This window comes from Streptomyces sp. NPDC085944, assembly GCF_040686295.1.
GTDB classification, from domain to species: Bacteria; Actinomycetota; Actinomycetes; order Streptomycetales; family Streptomycetaceae; genus Streptomyces; species Streptomyces salinarius.
In genome coordinates this window covers 43,595-69,853 of record NZ_JBFBJX010000006.1, presented here as the reverse complement: position 1 = coordinate 69,853, position 26,259 = coordinate 43,595, and the positions used below count along the sequence as shown (strand labels likewise).

At 73.4% G+C, this 26,259-nt stretch carries 17 protein-coding genes and 1 other RNA gene; 8 read left to right on the top strand and 10 right to left on the bottom strand.

The features are described 5' to 3' along the window. Positions 1-602: 602 nt before the first annotated feature. A complete protein-coding gene (locus tag AB0P07_RS13440; RefSeq protein WP_365549412.1) occupies positions 603-1,574 on the bottom strand; it encodes a LysR family transcriptional regulator in 972 nt (323 codons plus the stop codon). Between the two features lie 83 nt (positions 1,575-1,657). Here AB0P07_RS13440 and AB0P07_RS13435 point away from each other — a divergent pair, with 83 nt between their 5' ends. Continuing rightward, positions 1,658-2,953 carry an MFS transporter gene (locus AB0P07_RS13435; protein WP_365549409.1) on the top strand — a complete coding sequence of 432 codons (1,296 nt, stop codon included), beginning with the start codon at positions 1,658-1,660 and terminating at the stop codon, positions 2,951-2,953. 103 nt (positions 2,954-3,056) lie between these two features. Here the strand turns inward: AB0P07_RS13435 and ssrA are convergent. From ssrA to ftsE, 5 genes are all read right to left on the bottom strand, one after another. Continuing rightward, positions 3,057-3,456: a transfer-messenger RNA gene (gene ssrA / locus AB0P07_RS13430) on the bottom strand. Positions 3,457-3,574: 118 nt separating this feature from the next. Next, positions 3,575-4,054 (bottom strand): SsrA-binding protein SmpB, encoded by a 480-nt coding sequence (smpB, locus tag AB0P07_RS13425; protein WP_007450171.1) that lies wholly within the window; start codon positions 4,052-4,054, stop codon positions 3,575-3,577. A gap of 46 nt (positions 4,055-4,100) precedes the next feature. Beyond that, positions 4,101-5,291, bottom strand: a complete 1,191-nt coding sequence (locus AB0P07_RS13420; protein ID WP_365549406.1) for a S41 family peptidase — start codon at positions 5,289-5,291, stop codon at positions 4,101-4,103. A 68-nt stretch (positions 5,292-5,359) separates the two neighbouring features. Further along, the gene (gene ftsX / locus AB0P07_RS13415; protein ID WP_030402047.1) at positions 5,360-6,277 is read right to left on the bottom strand and encodes a permease-like cell division protein FtsX; all 918 of its coding nucleotides are present in this window, start codon (positions 6,275-6,277) and stop codon (positions 5,360-5,362) included. A 42-nt stretch (positions 6,278-6,319) separates the two neighbouring features. After that, complete coding sequence (gene ftsE / locus AB0P07_RS13410; protein ID WP_003975843.1) at positions 6,320-7,009, bottom strand: cell division ATP-binding protein FtsE; 690 nt, start codon at positions 7,007-7,009, stop codon at positions 6,320-6,322. A 214-nt stretch (positions 7,010-7,223) separates the two neighbouring features. On the opposite strand from ftsE, the gene AB0P07_RS13405 reads away from it, so the two are divergent. After that, entirely contained in the window at positions 7,224-7,418 is a 195-nt protein-coding gene (locus AB0P07_RS13405; RefSeq protein ID WP_256112807.1) for a hypothetical protein, read from the top strand. Positions 7,419-7,562: 144 nt separating this feature from the next. Here AB0P07_RS13405 and AB0P07_RS13400 read toward each other — a convergent pair whose 3' ends face one another. The 4 genes from AB0P07_RS13400 to AB0P07_RS13385 all read right to left on the bottom strand — a co-directional run bounded on the left by AB0P07_RS13400 (position 7,563) and on the right by AB0P07_RS13385 (position 12,882). Then, complete coding sequence (locus AB0P07_RS13400) at positions 7,563-8,303, bottom strand: hypothetical protein (RefSeq protein ID WP_365549401.1); 741 nt, start codon at positions 8,301-8,303, stop codon at positions 7,563-7,565. 325 nt (positions 8,304-8,628) lie between these two features. Then, on the bottom strand, positions 8,629-9,735 hold the full coding sequence (gene prfB, locus AB0P07_RS13395; RefSeq protein ID WP_365549398.1) for a peptide chain release factor 2: 1,107 nt from the start codon (positions 9,733-9,735) through the stop codon (positions 8,629-8,631). Between the two features lie 79 nt (positions 9,736-9,814). Then, complete coding sequence (locus AB0P07_RS13390) at positions 9,815-11,077, bottom strand: serine/threonine-protein kinase (protein ID WP_365549395.1); 1,263 nt, start codon at positions 11,075-11,077, stop codon at positions 9,815-9,817. A 140-nt stretch (positions 11,078-11,217) separates the two neighbouring features. After that, positions 11,218-12,882, bottom strand: a complete 1,665-nt coding sequence (locus AB0P07_RS13385; RefSeq protein WP_365549392.1) for a protein kinase — start codon at positions 12,880-12,882, stop codon at positions 11,218-11,220. 407 nt (positions 12,883-13,289) lie between these two features. Between AB0P07_RS13385 and AB0P07_RS13380 the strand changes: the two genes are divergently transcribed. From AB0P07_RS13380 to AB0P07_RS13355, 6 genes are all read left to right on the top strand, one after another. Then, positions 13,290-17,420, top strand: coding sequence for an FHA domain-containing protein (locus AB0P07_RS13380; RefSeq protein ID WP_365549390.1), 4,131 nt, complete (start codon positions 13,290-13,292; stop codon positions 17,418-17,420). Between the two features lie 176 nt (positions 17,421-17,596). After that, entirely contained in the window at positions 17,597-18,994 is a 1,398-nt protein-coding gene (locus AB0P07_RS13375; protein WP_365549386.1) for an ABC transporter substrate-binding protein, read from the top strand. Between the two features lie 76 nt (positions 18,995-19,070). Beyond that, entirely contained in the window at positions 19,071-20,354 is a 1,284-nt protein-coding gene (locus AB0P07_RS13370; protein WP_365549383.1) for a sugar ABC transporter permease, read from the top strand. Further along, positions 20,351-21,268, top strand: a complete 918-nt coding sequence (locus AB0P07_RS13365; RefSeq protein ID WP_365549380.1) for a carbohydrate ABC transporter permease — start codon at positions 20,351-20,353, stop codon at positions 21,266-21,268. Before AB0P07_RS13370 ends, AB0P07_RS13365 begins: the two co-directional genes overlap by 4 nt. A gap of 163 nt (positions 21,269-21,431) precedes the next feature. Beyond that, positions 21,432-23,894, top strand: a complete 2,463-nt coding sequence (locus AB0P07_RS13360) for a CDP-glycerol glycerophosphotransferase family protein (RefSeq protein WP_365549378.1) — start codon at positions 21,432-21,434, stop codon at positions 23,892-23,894. 145 nt (positions 23,895-24,039) lie between these two features. After that, positions 24,040-26,259, top strand: coding sequence for a CDP-glycerol glycerophosphotransferase family protein (locus AB0P07_RS13355; RefSeq protein WP_365549375.1), 2,220 nt, complete (start codon positions 24,040-24,042; stop codon positions 26,257-26,259).

Here is a 26,259-nt window from a genome sequence, read left to right as displayed (position 1 = left end):
GGGCGGGGGCGGAGTTGGCGGGGTTCGCCCCGGCGGGGTCGGTTCTGCCCCAGGTTATCCGGCCCTGGGCGGACGGGTCCTGGCCCGGGACACGGCGACCGTGGCCGCCTATTCGGGCACCGAGGATCTCCGTCCGGTCCGCGGCGGAACTCCCCTGGCCGCGCGGGCTCTCACGGGACTCCCCGAACCATCCCGGACCCGACGCGGCCCCGGCGAACCCGGCGGAACCGGAAGAACCGGCAGAACCCGAAGAGCCGGAGGAACCGCTGGAATCGGCCTCGCCGGGCCCCCTCGTGCTCATCGGGGACCTCCCTGCCGGACGGAAGACCCGGGTCGGGGGCAACACCTCGGTGGCGTCAGCATGTCGTCCTGCCTCCGAGAGATCACGAGCCCCGGACTCGACATCGGGCCGCTCCGGTTGGGCGTCTTTTTGCCAATTCTTCACGCGCGCGCACTTCCCCCCACGGGACACTTCCGGGTGCGCATACGACTCCGAGCACTCGTCGGCCGAACCGGCCCCCACCAGGTTCGAGCGCCCCCTGTATCACACCGTGCTCAGGCAAAGAATGTAGCGCACGCGGAGGATGTGTGGTGGCCACGTGTCACTTGCGGACGGACATCACCGCAGCGTCGGCGGCCGGAATCCATCCCCCGTCGACAACCTCCAACCAACCCTTTTCGGTCGCGACCTGGGACGCTGCCCGGCGCAGGGCGTCGAGCGCGGGATGCACCAGTCCCTTTCGCCAGACGAGCGACACGGGCGAGAGCGGCACGGGGTCGACGAGCGGGCGTACCACCGTCGAAGGCATGGCCGGAAAGCTCCGCACGGCGAGGATCGGATTGCGCGTCTTGTCCATGATGCGCTGGAACTCCTCCTCGCCGATCGCCAGCGGCGCGGGGGACGCCACCCGGATGCCGCGCCCCTCGAACAGGAGGTGGGCGAGGTCGGTCCACTCCGGTGTACGCGGGTTGCCGGCCCCGGCGTAGACGCTCTCCCCGGCGAGCGCGGTCAGCGGCACCTCCGTCAGCCGGGCCAGCGGATGGTCCTCGGGCAGTACGACCGCCATGGGCTCGTAGCGCACCGGCTGATGGGCGAGCCCCGCCCGCAACGCCGCGGGCAGCCCCGCGAACCGGCCGAAGGAGGCGTCGAGGCGACCCGCGACCAGTTCCCCGGCGGCATGGGTCAGCCCGCTCTCGTAACGCGCCATCAGCTCCTGCTCCGGTGCGAGCGAGCGGGCCCGCTCCAGGACGAGGCGGCCGGTGACCAGCCCCGGGGAGTTGAGGTCGACCAGCAGCGGGCGGGCCTGTCCGAAGGCGGCGAGCAGGTCGTCCTGCGCCTGGAGGACCCGGCGGGCGTACGGCAGCAGCCGCTCGCCGTCGGCCGTCGGCGTCACCTGCCGGGTGGTGCGGACGAACAGCTCGGCCCCCAACTCCCGCTCCAGGCGCCGCACGTCCCTGCTGAGCGCCTGCTGGGCGACGTAGAGCCGGGCGGCGGCGCGGGTGAAGTGCAGCTCCTCGGCGACGGCGACGAAGGCGCGCAGGAGGCGGGGGTCGAGGTGGGCGGGTGCGGGCATCCGGGCAATTTACAACGGGGGTGCGTCAATGGCCACGGAGAAGGTGTTGGACCGCCCGATCACCGCCGGGCGACGGTGGACCCATGCCGCAACCGACCTCCGCGCACCCGTCCCGCCCCACCTCTCCCGCCCCCTTCCTGGCCGTTACCGCGGACACCGTGGTCGCGGCCGACTTCCGCCCCCGCACCCGGCGCCGTCCGCCGGGCCCGTACCGCCGCCTCCTGTCCACCCCCGGTGCACGCGCCTTCACGACCGGGAACCTCGTCGCCCGGCTGCCCATGGGCATGTTCAGCGTGAGCGCGGTCGTGATGATCGCCGGCACCCGTGGTTCGTACGCCCTCGCCGGCGCCGTCACCGCGACGGGGCTGGCGGCCACGGCACTGGTCGCCCCGTGGACCGCACGGCTCGTGGACCGGTACGGCCAGGCGCGGGTGGCCGTACCCGCCACCCTGTTCGCCGCGCTGGGCTCCGTCGCCCTGCTGCTGTGCGTGCGGTACGGGGCGCCGGCCTGGACCCTGTTCGCCGCGTACGCCGCCACGGCGACGACCCCCAACACCGGCGGCATGGCCCGCGCCCGCTGGTCCCACCTGCTCAGGGGCGACGCGGACGCGCTGCACACCGCCAACTCCTTCGAGCAGGCCACGGACGAGTTGTGCTTCATGCTGGGCCCGGTCCTCGCGGCGTTCCTGTGCACGGCGCTGTTCCCCGAGGCGGGCACGCTCGTGGGCGTGGTGCTGCTGGTGACCGGCATGCTGCTGTTCGCCGCCCAGCGTTCGACCGAGCCGCCGGCCCGCCCGCGCCCGACGGCGAAGGCACCCTTCCGGGCGCCGGGCATCCCGCCGCTGCTGGTGGTGTGCCTGGCGATGGGCGGGATCTTCGGCGCGATGGAGGTCGTCACGATCGCGTTCGCGGACGCACAGGGTCACCGCGCGGCGGCCGGTGCGGTCCTCGCCCTGCAGGCGGCCGGTTCCTGCGCCGCGGGTCTGCTCTACGGCGCACTCAAGCCGGCCGGACCGGCCGAGCACCGCCTGCCGTGGTGCGTGGCCGCGATGACGGCCCTGCTGGTCCTGCCCCTGCTCGCGGCCTCCCTCAGCGGCTCCCTGCCCCTGCTGGCGCTCACGCTGCTGGTCGGCGGGATGGCGACGGCCCCGACGATGGTCACCACGATGACCCTGGTCCAGCACCGCACGCCGGAGGGCCGCCTGAACGAGGGCATGACCCTCGCGGTGACCGGCCTCCTCGGCGGCATCGCCTGCGGCAGCGCGGCGGGCGGCTGGACGGTGGAACACGTCTCCCCCACCGCCGCCTACGCCGTCCCGGTCACGGCGGCGGCCATCGCCCTGCTGCTGACCCTGCGGCCGGCCAAGCGGACCTGGTGAGGGGGTGCGGGTGGCGGAGCCCCCGCATCGCGCGGCGAAGCCGCGCAAAACGACGAGGGCGACGGATGCTCGCGCTTACCGCGAGCACCCGTCGCCCTCGACCTCGTGGAGATGGCGGGAATCGAACCCGCGTCCAACGGTGCGGAACCAGGGCTTCTCCGTGTGCAGTCCGCTTCGATTTTCTCGGCCCCGGAGATCACGCGAACAAGTCTCCGACGGGCCCAGTCACTGTTTGGTTTCCCTCTTCACCCCGTGACCGGGATCAAGGTTTAGTCCCCTAGCTGATGCCAGGATCCGGGTCGGGAACAGCCCCGGGCTGACACTCCCTTAGTAGGAGGCTCGCTCTGCTACCTGAGATCAGGCAGCGAGGGCGAAGGCCTGCTGGGAGGAATCGCGCTTGGTGTTGGCGATTATTTTTTTCGGCCTGTGGTTTACGAGATCATGGCCGCTTCCTCGACACGCTTCCCCTGCTTCGACAGCCGCTGTCGAAACCGATCATCCCCATGTTGATTTTTCAAACCCTCCGAAGAGGTTCCTCCGGAGAGGACGCGCACCCGCTGTGCGGTGCAGGTGCCATCGTACGTGAACAACACGCACGCGTGCCAGCCTATTCCGGGGCGCTCAGGCCCGCTGCTTGCGCCGGATCGCCGAGATCGTCCGCTCCGCCTCGCGCCGGTCCTGCTTCTCCCTCAGGGTCTGCCGCTTGTCGTACTCCTTCTTGCCCCGTGCCAGCGCGATCTCGACCTTGGCCCGGCCGTCCTTGAAGTAGAGCGCCAGCGGCACGATCGTGTGACCGGTCTCCTGGGACTTCGACTCCAGCTTGTCGATCTCCACGCGGTGCAGCAGCAGCTTCCGCTTGCGGCGCGCGCTGTGGTTGGTCCAGGTGCCCTGGCTGTACTCCGGCACGTGCACGTTGTGCAGCCACGCTTCGTGTCCGTCCAGCTGCACGAAGCCGTCGACCAGCGAGGCCCGCCCCTGACGCAGCGACTTCACCTCGGTACCCGACAGCACGAGGCCGGCCTCGTAGGTGTCGAGGATCTGGTAGTCGTGCCGCGCCTTCTTGTTCTGCGCGATCAGCTTGCGCCCTTTTTCCTTAGCCATAGTGCGGTCCATTTTGGCACTACGGAGGGGTCTCGCGGAAAGCCGATTACGCGGGGTCGTTCGCCTCGCGCCCCAGTCCGCTCAGCACGGTCCGGGCCCGTCCCAGGGCGGCCGGGTCCGCCGGGTCGACCTCCAGGTCGGGCGTGATGCCCGTGCCGTCGACGCCGCGGCCGGAGGGGGTGCGGTAGTGGCCGACGGTCAGCTCGGCCACCGAGCCGCCGGGCAGCCGGCTCGGCATCTGCACCGAGCCCTTGCCGAAGGTGCGGGAGCCCAGGACGACCGCCCGGCCGCGGTCCTGGAGGGCCCCGGTCAGGAGTTCGGCCGCGCTCATCGTGCCGCCGTCGACGAGCGCGACCAGGGGTCGGGTGGTGTCCCCGCCGGGTTCGGCGTGCAGGGCGCGCTGGTCGCCGTCGACGTCGTACGTGGCGACCAGGCCGCCGTCGAGGAAGGCGGAGGCGGCGGTGACGGCCTCGGCGACCAGACCGCCGGAGTTGCCGCGCAGGTCGAGGACGACACCGGCGCCGGACGGCACCCGTGCCGCGGCCTCGCGCACCTGCTCGCCGACGCCCTTGGTGAACGAGGTGACCTTGACGACGGTGAGGCCGTCGGCGAGCGTGCGGACGGTCACGGGATCCGTGGACAGCCGGGCGCGTCGTACGGTCTCGGTCCACGCGCGCGTGCCGCGCTCCAGGCCCAGCCGTACGGCAGTGCCCGCGGGCTCGGCCTCGGCGTCGCCGCGGAGTATGGAGACGACCTCGGTGACGGGCCGCCCGTCGACCCGCTCGCCGTCGACGCTGCGCAGGCGGTCGCCCTCGCGGATCCCGGCCGCTGCGGCGGGCGAGTCGGAGCGCACCCCGGTCACCTGGATACGGCCGTCCCGTTCGCGACGCGCGGAGAGCCCGACGCCGGTGTACCGGCCGTCGAGGGCGTCCGCCAACTCCTCGTACTCGCCCTGGGAGTAGATGGCGCCCCAGCGGTCCCCGCTGCGGCTGACCGCGCGTTCGGCGGCCTCCACGGGGGACTTGCCGTGGGCCATGGCCTCGGCCGCCGCGCGGGCCACGTCGTCGGGCCGGGCCCGCTGACCGGCCGGGGCGGCCGCGGCGGGCTCGGACTCCCGGTCCGTCCCGGGGAGCGAGCCGGTGGCCGCGCCCGCGACGAGCACGCTCGCGAACACCAAGGTCAGGGCGGCCCCGTGGCGTGCGCGACGGGGCTGACAGAACAGGGCACGACCTGACATGCCGGTGAGTCTAGGACAACGCAAGGGGGTCGTACGGTCGCTCGACCGTACGACCCCCTTGGTATGTGTCACACCTTCAGGTACTTGCGCAGCGCGAAGAACGCGGCCAACGCGGGCATCAGGAGACTCACGGCCAGGATGAGCGGGAGCTTGGTCAACACGGCGTCCCAGCCGATGAAGTTGATCAGGTTCAGCTTCTCGGACAGGGCGAGTCCGTGGTCGATGATGAAGTACCGGGCGATCACCAGGAATCCGCAGGCGACACCACCGCCGATGAGTCCGGCGACCGCGGCTTCCATGATGAACGGCGCCTGGATGTAGAAGCCCGACGCGCCCACGAGGCGCATGATGCCGGTCTCGCGACGCCGGCTGAACGCCGAGACGCGCACGGTGTTGACGATCAGCATCAGCGCGACGACGAGCATGAGGGCCATCACCGCGCGGGCGGCCCAGTTCATGCCGTTGAGGAGACCGAAGAGGTTGTCCAGGATGCCCTTCTGGTCCTGCACGGACTGCACGCCCTCGCGCCCGTCGAAGGCGGTGGCGATGACCTGGTACTTCTCCGGATCCTTCAGCTTGATCCGGTACGACTCCTGCATCTGGTCCGGCGTGAGGGAGCTGGCCAGCGGCGAGTCGCCGAACTGCTCCTTGTAGTGCTTGTACGCCTCGTCCTGCGACTCGTACGTCACCTTCTCGACGACGGCCATCTCGTCGAGGTCGGCCATGATCTGCTTCTTCTGGTCCTCGGTCACCGCGCCCTTGGCGCAGTTGGGGTCGGACTCGGCGTCGCTCTTGTTGCAGAGGAAGACCGAGACGTTGACCTTGTCGTACCAGTAGCCCTTCATGGTGCTGACCTGGTCGCTCATCAGCAGTGACCCGCCGAACAGGGCCAGGGACAGGGCGACCGAGACGATGACCGCGAAGGTCATCGTCAGATTGCGGCGAAGACCGACACCGATCTCCGAGACTACGAACTGGGCGCGCATGGCGTCTCGTTAAGCCTTTCGTTCCTCGTCGTCAGCGGCTCGTCAGTGCTGGTAGCCGTAGACACCGCGTGCCTGGTCCCGGACGAGGCGGCCCTTTTCCAGCTCGATGACGCGCTTGCGCATCTGGTCCACGATGTTCTGGTCGTGCGTGGCCATCACCACGGTGGTGCCCGTCCGGTTGATGCGGTCGAGCAGCTTCATGATGCCGACGGAGGTCTGCGGGTCGAGGTTGCCCGTGGGCTCGTCGGCGATCAGCAGCTTGGGCCGGTTGACGAAGGCGCGGGCGATGGCGACGCGCTGCTGCTCACCGCCGGACAGCTCGCCGGGCCTGCGGTCCTCCTTGCCGCCGAGTCCGACCAGGTCGAGCACCTGGGGCACGGACTTGCGGATCTCGCCGCGGGACTTGCCGATGACCTCCTGGGCGAAGGCGACGTTCTCGCCGACCGTCTTGTTCGGCAGCAGGCGGAAGTCCTGGAAGACCGTCCCCAGCTGGCGCCGCATCTGCGGCACCTTCCAGTTGGACAGGCGGGCGAGGTCCTTGCCCAGCACGTGCACCTGTCCGTGGCTGCACCGCTCCTCGCGGAGGATGAGCCGCAGGAAGGTGGACTTTCCCGAGCCGGAGGATCCCACGAGGAAGACGAACTCGCCCTTCTCGACCTCCAGGGAGACATCCCTGAGGGCTGGGTGGCTCTGTTTGGGGTAGACCTTGGAGACGTTGTCGAATCGGATCACGGATGCACCACGGGTCGCCGGGGGTAGATGTGCGTGACCATACGCGAACCGGGGAGCCGACCGCAGTCGCCGGTCGGGGTTGCGTATCAGTTGCGCGTTTTGTCCCCACGGGAGGGCGCGCGGGGGCCCACGGAACCTGGCACAGTGGAAGGGGAACGTTCGCACCGTCGCGGGCGTTGTTCCGGACAGAGCCGGTGGCAAGGAGGGCGAGCGCATGACGTACGACCGGTTGGTGTGCGCGAACTGCGCGGCGCCCGTGAGTGAGGGCAGGTGCCCGGTGTGCCGGGCCAACCGCGAGCGGCTGCAGCAGGAGAGCAATCCCTTCTCGGGACTGAATCCGATGGCACTGATCGCGCTGCTGGTGGTGCTGGTCGCCGCGGTGGCCCTGCTGGCCCAGCAGACCGTCTGACGGACCTGGAGCGGCCCTCAGGGCCGCCGGGACGCGGACACACGAGCACGACACGGACACGCAGAGTACAGAAGGGGCCCGGAGCGGCGGTGATGCTCCGGGCCTCTTCAGGTGCGTGCGCGGTGCGTACGCGGGCGGCTACCGTCAGGCAGCAGCGCCGCCGCGGCCGTTCACCAGGCGCGGGAGGAGGCGGAAGCCGATGCCGCCCGCGATCATCGTCGCGGCGCCGACCAGCAGGAACGTGGTCTCGGCGGCACCGGTCTCGGCGAGCTCCTTGCCGTCACCCTGGGCGGCGTTGTTGGAGGAGGCCGGGGCCTGCTCGCCCGTGTCGGTCAGGGCCGAGGAGCCCTGGTCCTGGGTGACGTTGTCGTTGCCGCCGCCGTCGGGGGAGGTGTTGTCGCCGCCACCTCCGTTGCCGTTGCCGTTGCCCGAGCCGCCGTTGCCGTTGTCGCCGCCGCCCGGCTCCTCGGTGTTGCCGCCACCGGGCTGCTCGGTGTTGCCGCCACCGGGCTCCTCCGTGTTGCCGCCGCCCGGCTGCTCGGTGTTGCCGCCACCGGGCTCCTCCGTGTTGCCGCCGCCCGGCTCCTCGGTGTTGCCGCCACCGGGCTCCTCCGTGTTGCCGCCGCCCGGCTCCTCGGTGTTGCCACCGCCAGGAATCTCGGTGTTGCCGCCACCGGGCTGCTCGGTGTTGCCGCCACCGGGCTCCTCCGTGTTGCCACCGCCCGGGGTCTCGCCACCCTCCTCGCAGTCCGGCGTGACGACGATGTCACAGATGGGATTCTCGTCATCGGCCTGTGCGACGCCCGCAACCATCAGCGACGCTCCCGCGGCGACCACTGCACCGGCCGCGATACGCGCGACGCGGACCCGCGTCTTCTTCATCATGTGTGTGCTACCCCCAGTAGCCGATTAGTCGGTGAGGCCGCGCTCGGGGCCGTGATCGACGGGGGGCGGCTGCATGTGTGCTCAAGCCCCCCGGTTCACATGCGCCCCAGAAATACGCATGCCGCGCCTCACCATTCCGAATGTTCAAAGCAACGTCAAGGCCATTGCGTACGCGATGTCCAGGTAAGGGACGTATGCCGGACACAAAGGGTGTGAGTGTGATGCAAAACCCAGACATCACCGGCGAACGGCGGGCAGACAAAAGGCAACTGCCGCCCGAGGAGCGGCAGTTGCCTTGTCGACAAAGCGGCGATTCCGCTTCGATTTACTTCTCCTGCTGCTTGCGCCAGCGAATGCCGGCCTCGAGGAAGCCGTCGATCTCGCCGTTGAACACGGCCTCGGGGTTGCCCACTTCGTGCTCCGTGCGCAGGTCCTTGACCATCTGGTACGGGTGCAGCACGTACGAACGCATCTGGTTGCCCCAGGAGTTGCCCCCGTCGCCCTTGAGGGCGTCCATCTTGGCCTGCTCCTCCTGGCGGCGCCGCTCCAGAAGCTTGGCCTGGAGGACGTTCATGGCGGTGGCCTTGTTCTGGATCTGCGAGCGCTCGTTCTGGCAGGAGACGACGATGCCGGTGGGGATGTGGGTCAGGCGCACCGCCGAGTCGGTGGTGTTCACGCCCTGGCCGCCGGGGCCGGAGGACCGGTACACGTCCACGCGCAGCTCGGACTCGTCGATCTCGATGTGGTCGGTCTGCTCGACCACGGGGAGGATCTCGACGCCCGCGAAGGAGGTCTGGCGGCGCCCCTGGTTGTCGAAGGGCGAGATGCGCACGAGGCGGTGGGTGCCCTGCTCGACGGAGAGGGTGCCGTACGCGTACGGCACCTGCACGGCGAAGGTGGTCGACTTGATGCCGGCCTCCTCCGCGTACGACGTCTCGTAGACCTCGGTCTTGTAGCCGTGCTGCTCGGCCCAGCGCAGGTACATGCGCTGGAGCTTCTCGGCGAAGTCGGCGGCGTCCACGCCACCCGCCTCGGCGCGGATGTTGACGAGCGCCTCGCGCGCGTCGTACTCGCCGGAGAGCAGGGTGCGGACCTCCATCTCGTCCAGCGCCTTGCGGACGGCCGCGAGCTCGGACTCGGCCTCGGCACGGGTGTCCGGGTCGTCCTCCTCCTCGGCCATCTCGAAGAGCACGCCGAGATCGTCGATCCGGCCGCGCAGGGCCTCGGCCTTCCGCACCTCGGCCTGCAGGTGCGAGAGCTTGCTGGTGATCTTCTGCGCCGCCTCCGGGTCGTCCCACAGGGAGGGCGCGGCCGCCTGCTCCTCGAGCACGGCGATGTCTGCCCTCAGCCTGTCGAGGTCCAGGACGGCCTCGATCGACTCCATGGTCGAGGAGAGGGACTTCAGCTCTTCGGATACATCGACGACTGCCACGCATCCAGCGTAACGGCTCCGGCCGGCGGTCCACGCCCGGCGGGGGTGCGGGGCGTGGACCGCGGTGGCGGTGCGGGGCTCAGGGAGCGGCCGGCGCCGAGTTCCGCGTGTCCTGGGGGCCGGTGCCGTCCTCGTCGCCGCCCGTGGCCAGCCGGGTGCCGACGCCGATCGCCGCCACCAGGGCCAGCGCGCCCGCACCCACCGCGAGCCGGCGCCGCCGCGCGGTGGCGCGGTTGCGGGCCGAGCCGGGGCGCGGGGAGCCCGCCGCGCGCGGGGCGCGGGCGGTGCCGCGGGCGCCGCCGGCCAGCTCGTCCGGGGCGGGGACGCGCATCGACGTGTGGGTGTCGCGGTTGGAGTCGGCGGGCTTGGCCCCCGGCACCAGCGGCACCGCTCCCCGGCGCCGTACGGGCTCGGCGGCGGACGCGGGGGCGGCCGGGGACGCGGCGGACGCCGCGGACCCGTCGGGGGCGTCCTCCTGCTGCTCGGCGTCGGGCTCGTCCACGTCCAGCGGGGCCATGCCGGCGAGCATCGGCAGCAGCTCGCGCAGCCGGGCGCTCAGCTCGGAGGCGCGCAGCCGGGAGGCGGGGGCCTTGGCGAGGCACTGGACCAGGAGCTGCCACAGCTCGTCGGGGATGCCGGGGAGCGGGACGACGGTCTCGGTCACGTGGCGGCGCAGCACGGCGCCGGGGTGGCCGCCGCCGAACGGCGTGAAGCCGGCCAGCAGCTCGTACAGGACCGTGGCGAGCGCGTAGATGTCGACCGCCGCGCGCGGGGGCAGGCCCTCGACGATCTCCGGGGCGAGGTAGTCGGGCGTACCGATGATCTTCGTGGCGCGGGTGCGGCGCGGGGTGTCGATGAGCTTGGCCACCCCGAAGTCCGTCAGCAGCGCCGGGTGCGAGCCGCCGGGGCCGAGCGGGCCCTGCATGTCGAGCAGCACGTTCTCGGGCTTGACGTCGCGGTGCACGACGCCGGAGGCGTGGGCCGCGGCCAGTCCGTCGGCGACGTCGGCGACGACGGCCACCGCGGCCTCGGGCGCCAGGCGCCGCTCGCGGTCGAGGCGGGTGCGCAGGTCGGTGCCGCGGACCAGGTCCATGACCAGCGCGAGGTCGTTGCCGTCGACCACCAGGTCGCGCACGGAGACGACGTGCGGGTGCTCCAGGCCGAGCAGGGCGGTGCGCTCCTGCACGAAGCGGGAGACGAGTTCCTGGTCGGACGCCAGGTCCTCGCGCAGCAGCTTGATCGCGACGGGTCCGTCGGGACCCTCGCCCAGCCACACCGTGCCGGCGCTGCCCCGCCCGAGGATCTGATGGGCGGTGTACCGGCTGCCGATCTTCCGTGCCAAGACTGCTCCTACCGACGCGTGTTGCGCCTAAAAGTACGCGTCCCGGGAGCCGGCCTTCACCGCGGAGGCGGAAATCACCCTCCGGATGTCGACAAGTCTCCAGACTCGGCCCGCGGGGTTCGGCTCGGCGGCCGTTCGACTCAGGCGCCGGTGGAGCCTGAGTCGCCCGACCCGCCCAGGTCCCCGATCCAGTCGGTCACGGTGGTGAACCAGTCGCTGAGCTGGTCCCAGTAGCCCTTGCCGGTGCCGATCCAGTCCTGCAGCGGGCTCAGCTCCCACACGAGCCAGCCGGCCACGAAGAGGACGACGATGGTGACCAGGCATCCCTTGAGGCAGCCCAGTCCCGGGATGCGCATGGGGTTGGCGCTGCGCTGCCGCGGCGGCCTGGGCTCACGCCGGGGCGGCTGCGGCTCGGGGGCGGGCGGCGGGGCGTACCGCTGCGGCGGCTGGGGCTGCGGGGTGGCGTAGCGCTGCGGCGGTTGCTGCTGCGGGTAGCCGTAGCCGGGCTGCTGGGGCGGCGGGCCCTGGGGGGTCTGACGCGGCTGCTGGGGCGCGCGGGAGACCTGCCGCTGGGGGCGGCGGCGCAGCGGGTCCTGGTTGGGGTCGAGATACTGGACCTGCGTCTGCTCGTTGCGGTCGCGGGCGGCGCGCAGCTGGTTCTGCCAGGGGTGCGGGTCCTCGGGCCCGCCCTGACCCGGCGTGCCCGGCTCTCCCGCCTGCCCCGGGCCCACCGGCGGCATGACGGCGGTCGGGTCGGCGGCCCCGGTGTTCGGGAGTACGGCGGTGGGGTCGGCGGCGCCCGCCGGCCCCCCGGTGTGCGGCAGGACGCTGGTCGCGCCGTTCGGGTCGTAGGCGGCGTCGGGGGTGCCGGGAGTTCCGGGAACCTGCGCGGGTGCCGGGTCGGGGGCGAGGAGCGCGCCCACGCCCTCGGCGGCGCCGATCTGTGCGCTGTTCGCGTGCACGCCGATGCCCTCGGCGACGACGCGCAGGCCGCGGGCGAGGTTCTCGGCGCTGGGGCGTTCGTCCGGGTTCTTGCGCAGGCAGCGCTCGATGACCGTCCACAGCGGGTCGGGGACGGTGGAGGGGCGGCGCGGTTCGGCGCTCAGGTGCTGGTGCAGCACCTCGAGGGCGGAGCCGCCGCCGAACGGGGGACGGCCGGTGACCAGCTCGTACAGCAGGATGCCGGCGCCGTAGACGTCGACGGCGGAGGTCTGCGGGCGGCCCTCGGCGGACTCCGGCGCGACGTACGCGGGCGTGCCGACGAACTCGTGGGTGCGGGTGAGGCCGGGTGAGTCGGCGAGGCGGGCGATGCCGAAGTCGGTGAGCATCGGGTGCATCTCGCCGCCGGTCTGCTTCAGCAGGACGTTGGCCGGCTTCAGGTCGCGGTGGACGACGCCGTCGGCGTGGCTCGCGGCGAGCGCGTCGGCGATCTGCGCGGTGAGCAGGGCCGCCGCAACCGGGGTGAGCGGCCCGTTTTCGCGCAGATAGCGGTGGAGGTCGGGGCCGTCGACGAGATCCATGACGAGGGCCAGCAGCTCGCCCTCGACGACCAGGTCGCGGACCCGGACGATGTTGGGGTGGGTGAGCCGGAGCAGGACGGAACGTTCGCGCAGAAAGCGCATCACGATGTCGGCGTCGCTCGCGAGCTCTTCCTTGAGCACCTTGATCGCGACGGTCTCGCCGGGCTGTCCGGCCACGGCCGCCTCGGCGCCCGCGGTCTCGCGCTGGCGGGCACGCCAGACGGTGCCCGTGGCGCCGCGGCCGAGGGGCTCCTCGAGGAGGTACTTGCTGCCGACGGGCCGCACGTCATGCGCTCCTAGTTGCTTGCTGGCTGTTCGGACCCACTGTCGCAGAAGCGGTCGGTCGACGGTGGGTCCCAGTCGGACCCAACTGTAGTGCCGCCCCCGGGCCACGTTCGAAGGAAAGACGCTCGACCCGGTCCCTTGGTTGCCGCCGCCCGGACGTGACCGATCTCAAGCGGGCGGCTTTCGATCATCCGCGGAGCAGCTGTCAGGCATTTTTGGGGGCAGAGCCGACCAATCAAGATCATTTGACGGCGGGCGGCGGGCGCGTTGTCGGTGGCAGGTGCGAGGATGCGTGCAGTACTGGCCGACGTGCTCGTGTGACGGTGGGGGAAGTCCGCGGTGGGGGACCGTGGTGGCGGCTTCCGTCCCGGCGTGCGGGCGCCCGCGCGAAGGGACCGCTTGCGGCGATGCAGATCCGGCTGACCGTCGTGGACCCGCTGGGCCCGCATGCACCGGCCGTCCCAGCCGCCCCGGCCGCTTCGGCGGGGGGCCGCGCCGCGCGTTGCGACGTGCTCGTCACCGCGCCGGCCGGCACGGCGCTGGCCGCGGTCGCCTCCGCGCTGGCCGCCACGCTCCCCGGCGAGGGCGCGGGCTCCGGCCAGGTGGTCCTGTACTCCGGCGCACAGCGCCTCGACGCCCAGCGCAGCACCCTGGGCGAGCCTCCGCTGGTCGACGGCGCCGTGCTCTGCCTCGGCGCGCCGGGCGAGCCCGACCCGCACACCGAGCCGGCGGACGTCCCCGTCCAGCTCCACGTGGTCGCGGGGCCCGACGCGGGCGGCGTCCACCTCCTGCACGGCGGCCAGATCCGGCTCGGCCGCTCCGCCGACGCCGACGTCGCGCTCGACGACCCGGACGTCTCCCGCATGCACTGCGCGGTCACCGTCCGTCCGGACGGCCGCGTCTCGGTCGCCGACCTCGGCTCCACCAACGGCACCACTCTGGACGGCACCCGTGTGGGCGACCGCCCGGTCCGCTTCGCGCCGGGTGCGCTGCTGCGGATCGGCGAGTCCGCCCTGCGGCTCGTGCCGGTGCCGCCGGCGGCGCAGGTGCGGGTGGCGACGGCGCCGGACGGGGAGGGACACGTACGGCTGTCCGGGTACCGGACGCCCGCACCGGGCGGCGGGGTCGGCGACGCGATGTCCCACGCGCGCGTGGCCGACGGGGCGGAGGGACCCGGCGCCGCGGGCGACCGCTCCCGCGCGACGGGACCGTCCGGAGCCGCGCGGGCGGCCGATGCCGCCGCTCCCGCCACCCGCGGGTCGTCGGACGGGGCGGGCACCGCGCCGCACTCCGGCGCCCACGGCACCCGGGACACGGAGGTCGACGGCACCCCCGCGGCCGGAGGGCGGACCCACCACGCGTACGGCACCTCGGCGTACGGCACGGACGGGACACCCCCCGAGCCGCCGCAGGTCCCCGGGCAGGGCGGCGCCCCCCGCATCGAGAGTCATGGCACCGGCCCCACGCCGGGCCTGCCCCGGCAGTCCCCCGCCGCGGGCGAGACACACGGCGGCGCGCAGGGCGCGGGGTCGTACGCGGCCGACGGCCAGCGCGCGCCCGGGCACCGCCCTCCCGCACCGGCCACACCCGGCGAGCACGGGAGCGGCCGGGGTCCCTCCACGCCGGGCGGGTACGGGGCCGACGCAGTCGGCGGTGACGGGTACGGGGCCGACGCGCCCGGCGGTGCCGCGCCCCGCACCGGCACACGCGGCGGGGGCGCGTACGGCACCGGCACAACCGACGAGGACACATACCGCACCGATCCCTCCGCACAGCACGCCTACGGGCCGGGTAAGCCCGGCGAAAGCGCGGCCCGCACCGGCACAACCGACGAGGACGCGTACCGCACCGGCACCTCCGGACCGACCCCGTACCGGCCGGGCAGTCCCGGCACGAGCGCGTACGGCGACGTCGGCGTGGGCGGGCCCGGCGGCGGCTCCGCCGGTGCGCGTGCTTCCCGCACGGGTGGCGCCGGTGAGGCCCCCCGCCGTTCCTCCGACGCACGCGGGTGGACAGACGGCGCAGGCCCGGACGACCACACCGGCCGGGAGCCCGGCACCGGACAGCGCGCCGACGACCGCCCCGGCCGCGAGGCCCGCACCGGCCGCAAGGGCACCCCTCTGCGCGGCACCGATGTGCCGCAGGAGGTGCGCAGGCGCGGTGGGATAGGGGCGTGGGCCCGGCGGCTGACCGGCGGCCGCGCAGGCGCTCCGGAGACCGGCGTGTCCGGCGCGCGGGCGTACGACGAGACGACGGCCGCCGGAGCGGCGCCGGACGCCCCGCCCGGCACCCCGCGCGCCCAGGAGACCTGGCCGGACCCCGCCTCGCTGCTGCTGACGGCGCTGGGCCCGGGGCCGCGGCTGTGGGAGCGCGGCCCGGATCACCCGGAGGCGCTCACCGTGCGGCTCGGCACGGCCGACCGGATGGCGCCGGGCGGTGCCGCCCCGCTGCCCGCGGTCCCGGTCACCGCCGACCTGCGCGAGGTCGGCGCGCTCGGCCTCGCGGGCCCGCGCGAGCGGCTCAGCGGGCTGGCCCGCTCGGTGCTGGCCCAGCTCGCCGCGCTGCACTCCGCCGACACCCTGGAAATCGTCCTGATCAGCGCGGACCGCTCCCGTCCGCTCGCCGAGCGGAACGCCGAGTGGTCCTGGCTCGGCTGGCTGCCGCAGGTGCGCCCGGGACACGGCCAGGACTGCCGCCTGCTGCTCGCCCACGACGGCGAACAGGCCACGGCCCGCGCGCAGGAGCTCCTCCGCCGCCTCGACGACCACCACGCGGACCGGGCCCGGTCCGGAGCACGCGTCCAGGACGCGGCTTTGGACGCGACCGGCGGAACCGCCCGTCACCAGCCCTCCTGGGCCCGCCCCGCCGACGGAAGCAGCGACGGGACCGACCCGGCCGGCGGCTTCACCGGCCCGTACACCGTGGTCGTCGTCGACGGGGACCCCGGCGGTGCCGATGTGCGCGAGGCGGTGGCGCGGCTGGCCCTGGAGGGGTCGCGGGCCGGCATCCACGTCGTGTGCCTCGCCGAGACGGCCGCCGCCTCCCCCACGTCCCCGGTGACGCGGACGTACGAGGCGGCCTGCGCGGTGTCGCCGGTGTTCCGGGAGTGCGGCGCCGTCGCGCTGCTCAGCGGCGACGTGGCAACGACCCTGCGCCTGCTGCGCGTCGCCCGCACGGGGACGAGCACCGGCACGAACACCGGACCCGGCGCCGGACCGGGCTCGGACCCGGGCACCCCGGCCGCACCCGCCGGCCCGGTCGGGCACGGCACCCTCGGCACGCTGGACGCCGTCTCCCTTCCGTGGGCCGAGCGCTTCGCGCGTGCCCTGGCCCCGCTGCGCACGGACACCGCCACCGGCGGCGAGCACCACGCGCGCGTGTCCGCACCGCTCCCCCGGACGGCCCGGCTCCTCGACGAGCTGGGCCTGGCCCGCGCCACCCCCGCCTCCCTGATGGCCCGCTGGGCCGCCGCCGCCGACGACACCGAGTCCCTCGGGGGACGCGCACAGGCGGTGCTGGGCGCCGGTCCGCGCGGCCCCGTCCCGGTCGACCTGGCCGCCGAGGGACCGCACCTGCTGATCGAGGGCCCGCCCGGCAGCGGTCGCACCGAGCTGCTGCGGGCGCTCGTCGCCTCGCTCGCCTCGGCCGAACGACCCGACCGGCTCGGCGTCGTCCTCGTGGACGGCCGCGACGGCGTGAGTTCGGGCGGCGCCCACGGCGAGGGCCTGCGCGTGTGCACGGACGTACCGCACGTCACCACCCATCTGACCGCCAACGACCCCGTGCGGATGCGGGAGTTCGCCCAGTCCCTGAGCGCCGAGCTGAAGCGGCGCGCCGAGCTGCTCGGACGGTCGCACTTCGCCGAGTGGCACACGGGGCGCGAGGTGTCGGGCCGGCTGGTGGCCCAGCGCACGGCGGCCACGGCGGGGACCGCGCCGGCCTCCGACTCCGGGGACGTCGAGTCCCCGCCCAGCTCCACCCTGCGCCTGCGGCCCGCCGCCAAGCACCGCACCGACCCCGTCCCGCCCCTGCCCCGCCTGGTCGTGGTCGTCGACGACCTCGACGCCCTCGTCACTCCCCCGCTCGGTTCCCCGGGACGCCCCGCCGCGGGGTCGGTGATGCGGGCCCTGGAGGCCGTCGCGCGGGAGGGCGAGCGGCTCGGCGTCCACCTGGTGGCGGCGACCGCTCCCGGCGGCCGTACGGAGAACACGGAGCCCGCCCTGCGCGCGACCCTGCGCGTCACGCTGGACGCGCCGGTGCCGGGCCCGGACGAACCGGCTCCCGGACGCGGCCGGTTGGCCCGCCCCGACGGACGCACCACCGCCTTCCAGGGCGGCCGGGTCACGGGCCGCATCCCGCGCACGGCGACGCTGCGCCCCACGGTGGTCCCCCTGGAGTGGCACCGCATGGGCGACCCGCCCACCCGCCGCCCGGTGCGCGAACTGGGCAACGGACCGACCGACTTGGCCCTCCTGGCCAGCGCCCTGGAACGCGCGGCCCGCGAGGTCTCGGCGGCGGAGGTCCCGTCACTCCTGTAGTGCCGGAGCAGCCCACGACGCCCACACCCGTGCCGGGGGCCCGATCACGGTCACGACGCGGTCACGAAACCCCGTTCGGCGGCCGACGCGCCCTTGCCGCCCTCACCCCCCTGGCGTACACCAGAGCGCACGGGACAGCGCCGAGCGTTCGACGATGAACGAAGAACGGGGCAGTGATGCGCATGAGCAGCACCATCCGGACAGGCAGAACCGTCAAGAGGACCACCCGCGTGGCCGCCACCCTCGCCGTGGCGGCACTCGCCCTCTCGCTCACCGCGTGCGGCGGCGACGACGACAACGGCGGCGGTGACAAGGGCGACAAGGGCGGCGGCACCAAGGCACCGGCCTCCTCCGTCACCCTCCCGAAGCTGGACGGCGAGAGCCTGGAGGTCGCCGCCGTCTGGACCGGCACCGAGCAGGAGAACTTCAAGAAGGTCCTCGCCGAGTTCGAGAAGCGCACCGGCGCCAAGGTGACCTTCGTGCCGGCCCAGGACCCGATCATCAACTTCCTCGGCTCGAAGATCGCGGGCGGCGCCCCGCCGGACGTGGCGATGCTCCCGCAGCCCGGCGCCATCAGGCAGGCCGTGGACAAGGGCTGGGCCAAGCCGCTGGGCGCCGAGGCGACCAAGGAACTGGGCGAGAACTACTCGCAGGGCTGGCAGGACATCGGCAAGGTCGACGGCAAGCAGTACGGCGTGTACTACAAGGCCGCCAACAAGTCGCTGATCTGGTACAACGCGCAGGTCTTCGAGAACGCGGGGGCGTCCGAGCCCAAGACCTGGGACGAGCTGCTCAACACGGCCCAGATGGTCTACGACTCGGGCGTCACCCCGTTCTCCGTGGGCGGCGCGGACGGCTGGACGCTCACGGACTGGTTCGAGAACGTCTACCTCTCGCAGGCGGGCCCGGAGAAGTACGACCAGCTGGCCAAGCACGAGATCAAGTGGACGGAACCGTCCGTGAAGCAGGCGCTGACCACCCTCGCGGAGATCTGGGGCAAGAAGGACTTCGTCGCGGGCGGTGCGTCCGGGGCGCTGCAGACGGAGTTCCCGGCCTCGGTGACGCAGACCTTCACCGGCGGCGCCCAGCCCAAGGCGGGCATGGTCTACGAGGGCGACTTCGTGCAGGTCAACATCGGTGAGACGAAGGCGAAGGTCGGCACGGACGCGAAGGTGTTCCCGTTCCCGGCCGTGGGCGACACCGCGCCGGTGGTGTCCGGCGGCGACGCGGCCGTGGTCTTCAAGGACTCCAAGGCGGCGCAGGCGCTGGCCACCTGGCTGGCCTCGCCGGACGCGGCGGCGATCCAGGCGAAGCTCGGCGGGTTCCTCTCGCCCAACAAGAGCGTGGACGCCTCCGTGTACCCGAACGAGGTGCAGAAGAAGATCGCCGAGGCGCTGGTCGCGGCCGGTGACGACTTCCGCTTCGACATGTCGGACCAGGCCCCGCAGGCCTTCGGCGGCACCCCCGGCAAGGGCGAGTGGAAGACGTTGCAGGACTTCCTGAAGAACCCGAAGGACGTCGCGGGCGCCCAGGCGAAGCTGGAGGCGGACGCGGCCGCCGCCTACGGAGGCTGACGCGATGACGTCGGCGACGGCGGCGGGAGCACCACGGGGCCCCGCCGCCCCCAAGTCACCCACGTCGCGCAGGAGCGTGACCGGCACCCGAAGGTCCGTGGCGGCGCTGTTCCTGCTGCCCGCCCTGGTGCTGCTCGGCGCGCTCGTGGTCTACCCGATCGGGTACTCGCTGATCCGCAGCTTCTACGACCAGTCCGGCGACTCCTTCGCCGGATTCGACAACTACGAGACGCTGTTCACCGACGACGGCATCCGCACCGCCCTGAAGAACAACGTCATCTGGGTGGTGTTCGCGCCGACGGTCGCCACCGCGCTCGGTCTGATCTTCGCGGTGCTGACCGAACGCATCCGCTGGGGCACGGCGTTCAAACTGGTCGTCTTCATGCCGATGGCGATCTCGATGCTCGCGGCCGGCATCATCTTCCGCCTGGTGTACGACCAGGACCCGGACAAGGGCGTCGCCAACGCGGTGTGGGTCGGGGTGCACGACACCTTCGCCGAGTCGTCCGCGTTCCCGAAGGCGCACCCGGGCCGCGACTCGCCGCTGAAACCGGCCGGTGGCGGTGCGTTCATCACGAGGCAGCCGGTCAGCGCGGGCACCCCGGTCGCCCTCCCCCTCGTCGGCGTCGCCCCCGACCTGATGCCCGACGGCGCACAGAAGGCGGCGTCCGCCGAGCCCGAGGACGGGAAGGTCACCGGCACCACCTGGCAGGACTTCACCCGCGGCAAGGGCGTCGGAAAGCCGGGCGGCGTCGACGCGGCCGAGCTGGGCTATGCCGGGATGAAGATCGAGGCGGTCAAGGACGGCGAGGTCGTCGCGACGACCACGGCGGCCGGGGACGGCACCTTCACTTTGCCCGCGGCGGCCGACGGGGCACTGCTGAGACTGCCCGCCGGCAACTTCAAGGAGCCGTACAACGGCCTGAACTGGCTCGGCCCCTCCCTCGTCACCCCGGCGATCATCGGATCGTACGTGTGGATGTGGGCGGGCTTCGCGATGGTGCTGATCGCGGCGGGGCTGGCAGGCATGCCCCGAGAGCTGCTGGAGGCCGCCCGGGTCGACGGCGCCAACGAGTGGCAGGTCTTCAGACGGGTCACGGTGCCCCTGCTGGCGCCGGTCCTCGCGGTCGTCGTCGTCACCCTGATGATCAACGTGCTCAAGGTCTTCGACCTGGTCTTCATCATCGCCCCGGGCTCCTCCCAGGACGACGCCAACGTGCTCGCCCTGGAGCTGTACCGCAAGGGCTTCGCCTCGGACCAGCCGGGCGTCGCCAGCGCCATCGCGGTGTTCCTGCTGCTCCTGGTCATCCCGGTGATGTGGTTCAACGTACGGCGACTGCGGCGGGAGGTGCGGCGATGACCGCGGACGCGGGTTCCCTGACCCCGGCGGCCACCCGGCCGCCCGAGACGGCCGTCAAGGCCAGGCAGCCGCTCGCATCCCGGCTCGCCGAGGCCGCCGGCGGCGGGCTCGTCCGGGTGTTCCTGATCGTGGTGGGCCTGTTCTGGCTGGTCCCGACGATCGGGCTGCTGCTGTCCTCGCTGCGCACGCCCGAGGACATGGCGGCCGGCGGCTGGTGGAGGGTCTTCACCGAGCCCTCGCGGCTCACCTTCCAGAGCTACGAGGAGCTGCTGAAGAACGGCGACATCACCTCGTCCCTCCTCAACACCGCGCTGATCACCGTCCCGGCGACCGTCCTGGTCGTGGTCGTCGGGGCGCTGGCCGGGTACGCGTTCGCGTGGATGGACTTCCCGGGCCGCGACTGGTGGTTCCTGGCCGTGGTCGGGCTGCTCGTCGTGCCCGTGCAGGTGGCCCTGATCCCGATCGCCGAACTCTTCGGGAAGATCGGCCTGTTCGGTTCGATGCTCGGCGTGATCCTCTTCCACGTCGGTTTCGGCCTGCCCTTCGCGGTGTTCCTGCTGCGGAACTTCTTCGCGGAGATCCCGAGGGAGCTGCTGGAGGCGGCCCGGCTGGACGGCGCGGGCGAACTGCGGCTGTTCGTAAGGGTGGTGATGCCGCTCGGCGGGCCCGCGATCGCGAGCCTGGGCATCTTCCAGTTCCTGTGGGTGTGGAACGACATGCTGGTCGCGCTGATCTTCTCGGACTCCGGGAGCCAGCCGATCACGGTCGCCCTGCAGACCCAGGTGCGGCAGTTCGGCAACAACATCGACGTGCTGGCACCGGGAGCGTTCATCTCCATGGTGGTCCCGCTGGCCGTGTTCTTCGCGTTCCAGCGGCAGTTCGTCTCCGGAGTGATGGCCGGCGCCGTCAAGTAGGCACTGCGACAGCATCCTTGAGGGGCGGGCCGGTCTCCGGTCCGCCCCTCATCCGTACGGGCACAACGTCCCCCGAATGCCCCGGGGACCGTAACCAAGTCGCGTCGGCGGCCGTTGCCGGGCAGAACGCCCGCGCCGATCCCGCCGACCCATGGATGTCCCCGTGCCCCGGTTCAGTGTCATCGTTCCCGCGTACCAGGTGCAGGCGTATCTGCACGCGTGCCTGGAGTCGGTGCTGGCCCAGTCGTACCCGGACTTCGAGGTGATCGTCGTCGACGACTGCTCGCCGGACGCCTGCGGTGCGATCGCCGACGAGTTCGCGGCCCTCGACCAGCGCGTCCGCGTCGTGCGCCTGACGCGCAACGAGGGCCTGGGCCCCGCGCGCAACGCCGGGATGGAACGGGCGGGCGGCGACTACCTGGTCTTCCTCGACGGCGACGACACCCTCACCCCGCACGCGCTGCGCGGCATCGCCGACCGGATCGAGGAGACCGGCGAGCCGGACGTCCTGGTCTACGACTACGCGCGCACGTACTGGACCGGCGAGACGGTCCGCAACCAGGCCGCCGCGCACCTCACCGAGCAGGGCCCGGCGCCGTTCCGGCTCGCCGACCGGCCGGAGCTGCTGAAGCTGCTGATGGTGGCCTGGAACAAGGCGGTGCGGCGGGAGTTCGCCGAGCGCGAGGGCCTCGCCTTCCCGCCGGGCTACTACGAGGACACCCCGTGGACCTACCCGGTCCTGCTCACGGCGGGGTCCGTCGCCACCCTGGACCGGGTCTGCGTGCACTACCGGCAACGCCGCCGGGGCAGCATCCTCGGCACGCCGGGCGAGCGGCACCTGGACGTCTTCGCGCAGTACGACCGCGTCTTCGCGTTCCTGGACGCGCGCGCCGAGACGCACCCGGCCTCGCGCCGGGAGCTGGACCGCTGGCGCCCCCTGCTGTACCGCCGGATGGCCGACCACCTGACGACGGTGTACACCCGCCCCGACCGCCTCCCGCGCTCCCTGCGCGCCGAGTTCCTGCGCCGGGCCCGCGTCCACTGCCGCCGCTACCGGGTCCCGGGCGCCCCCGCCCCGCTGCCCGTCCGCATCCGCCACGCCCTGCTCCGCCTGGGCCTGCGCCGCACCTACGCCGCCCTGCGCCTGGCGTCGGCCCTGCGCCGCCGTACGGCGAACGTCACCGCGGGGCTGCTGCGCGCCGCCCGGACCGGCGCCCTGCGCCTGCACTACCGCGTCCAGCGCTGCCTCCCGCTCCGCGCCGACCGCGCCGTCTTCGCCGTCGAGGGCCACCGGGGGTACGGCCGCGACCCGGGGGCGCTGGAGGAGGCGTTCCGCCGGCTCGCCCCGCACGTGCGCACGGCGTGGGCCGCCGCCCCCGCCCACCACCACACCGTGCCGCCCGGCACCCGCCGCCTGACGCCGGGCACGGCCGCCCACTGGACCGCCCTGGCCCGCTCCCGCTACCTGGTGTCCGACGCCGCCTTCGACGCGGGCCTGGTCCGGCGCCGGGGCCAGGTCCTGGTGCAGACGCAGGCCGGGACGCCGCTGGGGCACATGGGCCTGGACCTCCAGGAGCGCCCGGGCGCCGCGCGCGGCACCGACTTCGCCCGGCTGCTGCGCGAGGTCGACACGTGGGACTACGTGGTCTCCGCCAACCGCCACTCCACCCTGACCTGGGAACGCGTCCACCCCGGCGGCTGGACCGCCCTGGAGCACGGGCAGCCGCGCACCGACGTCCTCCAGCGGGCGACGGCGGCGGACGTGGCCCGACTGCGCGAGACCCTCGGCATCCCCGAGGGCACGGTCGCGATCCTGTACGCGCCCACCCACCGCGACTACCGGCGTACCCAGCGCTCCGCCCTGGACCTGGAGCGCGTCGTGCGCCGGCTCGGCCCGCGCTTCATGGTGCTGGCCCGCGCCCACCCCGCCCACGGCGGCCCGCTCACCGCCTCCGCCGGCCGGGTGCTGGACGTCAGCGACCATCCGCACGTGGAGTCGCTCTGCCTGGCCTCGGACGCCCTGGTCACCGACTACTCGTCCCTGATGTTCGACTGTGCGGGCCTGGACCGCCCGATCGTGCTCCACGCCGACGAGCCCCAGGCGTACGAGGCGGTCCGCGGCACCTACGTCGATCTGCGGTCCTTCCCGCCCGGCGCGATCGCCCGGGACGAGGACGAGCTGATCGGCGTCTTCGCGAGCGGCGACTGGCACGGCGCCCGGACGGCGCGGCTGCGGGCCGCCTTCCGCGAGCGGTTCTGCCCGTACGACGACGGCCGCGCCGCCGACCGCGTCGTACGCCGGGTCGTCCTGGGCGAGAGCGACCTGCCGCCGGTCGTGCCGCTCGCCGAGCGCCGCCCGGCTCCCTCGGCCGCATCCGCCCCAGGCCCTGTCGTCACGCTCCCGTCTGCCTCGCGACGCCCTCCACGCACCCTCGCCGCACCGGGCCCTGACCCACGTACATCCAGTACGAGGGCTCAGGGCCCGGCACGCCGAGAGCACGCGCCTGACGCCGCAAGGCCCGCTCTGCGGTCGGACGACGGGAGCATGACGACAGGGCCTGCCCGCACCCCGCCGGCGACGGTGCCGCAACCGGCGGGGCCCCGGACCGTCACCGACAGCCTCTGACCGCCGTTTGTCCACCGGGAGTTCCCATGTCCCGCGGTTCGTCGCGGCCCACTCCGTCCCGGCCGCCCACGTGGCGGCCGGCGGGGCGGCCGGGGCCGCCGTCGCGGCCTGCCGGGACCACGAACGAAAGAAGAGAAAGAGCAGCATGCCCCGCTTCAGCATCATCGTCCCGTCCCATGGGGTCGCGGGGCGGCTCTCCCAGGCCCTGGACTCGGTCCTCGCCCAGTCCTTCGGCGACTTCGAGCTGATCCCGGTCTGCGACGGCCCGGACCGCGCCGCGGCGGACGTCGCCGGGGAGCACGCCGAGCAGGACTGCCGGGTGACGCCGGTGCACTCGCCGCCGTCGGCCGGTCTGGCCGGCGCGCGCAACGCCGGGATGCGGGCGGCGACCGGCGCGTACCTGCTGTTCCTCGACGGCGACGACCTCCTCGTGCCGGGCGCACTGGCGGCGCTGGACGCGCGCCTCGCCGACACCGGCGGCGTCGACGTCCTGTACTGCGAGTACGAGCGCGTGCCCTGGTGGGAGGGCGAGACCACCAACCCGGCCGCCCCGCTGCTGGCGAAGGCCCCGGACGGCGCCTTCGCCCCCGACCGCGCCCCGCACCTGACCGGCGTCCACCTGCCCGCGTGGAGCGCGGTGCACCGGCGCACCTTCCTCGCCGAGCGCGGACTGGACTTCACCGACGGACACTTCACGGACGTCGGCTTCGGTGCCCGCGTCGCGGTGCGCGCCGAGCGGGTGGCGGTGCTGCGCTCCGTGGTCGTACGACATCGGGTGCGGCGCCAGGGCAACCGGCTGAACCTGCCCGGCGAGCACCACGCGGACCTGCTCGACCAGGCCGAACTGGCGCTCACCTACGCCGCCGAGCGGGGTCTGCCGCCCGAGCGGCTCGGCCCGCTGTTCGAGCAGCTCTTCGCGCAGGTCCTCAAGACGGCCGCCCACCCCCGGCGGCTGCCCCGGCGGGGGCGCCGCGCCTTCTACCGCCGGGCGAGCCGTCTGTACCGGCGCCATCGCCCCGCGGGCTTCCGGCCGCCGGGCGGGCGGCTCGGCGTGCAGCACCGGCTGCTGGCGTCGGGCTCGTACGCCGGCTTCCGCGCCCTGCGCGCCGCCAACCGGGCCGCGACCGGCGTCCTCGGCCGCCTGCCGTGGCCGCGGGGACTGCGCACCCGGCTGCGCTACCGCCGGCACCTGCGCCGCCCGCTGGATCCGAACCTCGTCGTGTACTGCGCCTACTGGGGCCGCGGCTACGCCTGCAACCCGGCCGCGATCCACGCCAAGGCCCGCGAACTCGCCCCGCACCTGAAGTCGGTGTTCCTGGTCGAGCCGGACCAGGCACACACGCTCCCGGCGGGCGTCGACCACGCCGTCATCGGCAGCCACCGGTACTGGGAGGTGCTGGCCCGCGCCACGTACCTGGTGAACAACGCCAACTTCGCCGAGGGCGTCGTCAAGCGCCCCGGCAGCGTGCACGTGCAGACGCAGCACGGCACGCCGCTGAAGACGATGGGCGTGGACCAGTCGCCGTACCCGGTGGTGGCGGCGGCCACCGGCAGCTTCACCAAGCTGCTGGGCCGCGTGGACCGCTGGGACTACAACCTGTCCGCCAACCGGCACTCCACCCACATGTGGGAGCGGGCCTTCCCCGGCTCCTACGAGCACCTGGAGTACGGCTACCCGCGCAACGACGTCTACTGCACGGCCACCGCCGAGGACGTCGCCCGCGTGCGGCGCGAACTGGGCGTCCCGGAAGGGAAGACGGCGGTCCTGTACGCGCCGACGCACCGGGACTACGAGACCGGGTTCGGCGCGGGCGGCCTGGACCTGGAGGCGTTCTGCGAGGCGGCCGGCGAGGACGTGGTCGTGCTGCTGCGCGCCCACTACTTCTACGACCGGGGCGGGAAGCGGGAACGCACCGGCCGGATCCTCGACGTGACCGCGCACCGCTCCTCGGAGGACGTGTGCCTGGCCGCGGACGCGCTGGTCAGCGACTACTCGTCCATCATGTTCGACTACGCCAACCTGGACCGTCCGATCGTCGTGTACGCCGACGACTGGGACGTCTACCGGGAGACCCGCGGCGTCTACTTCGACCTCACGGCGGCCCCGCCCGGACCGGTGGCGCGCACCCCGGAGGAGCTGGCCCGCGTGTTCGCCGACGGCACCTACGCGGGCCCGGAGTCGACGGCGCTGCGGGCGGCGTTCCGGGAGCGGTTCTGCGAGTTCGACGACGGCCGGGCCGCCGAGCGCGTCGTGCGCCGGGTGCTGCTCGGCGAGCCGCCCGAGGCGCTGCCGCCCGTGGTCCCGCTCGACCGGCGCGTCCCGGCGCCCGCCGCCGCCACCCACGAGAGCCTCGCAAGGAGCTGA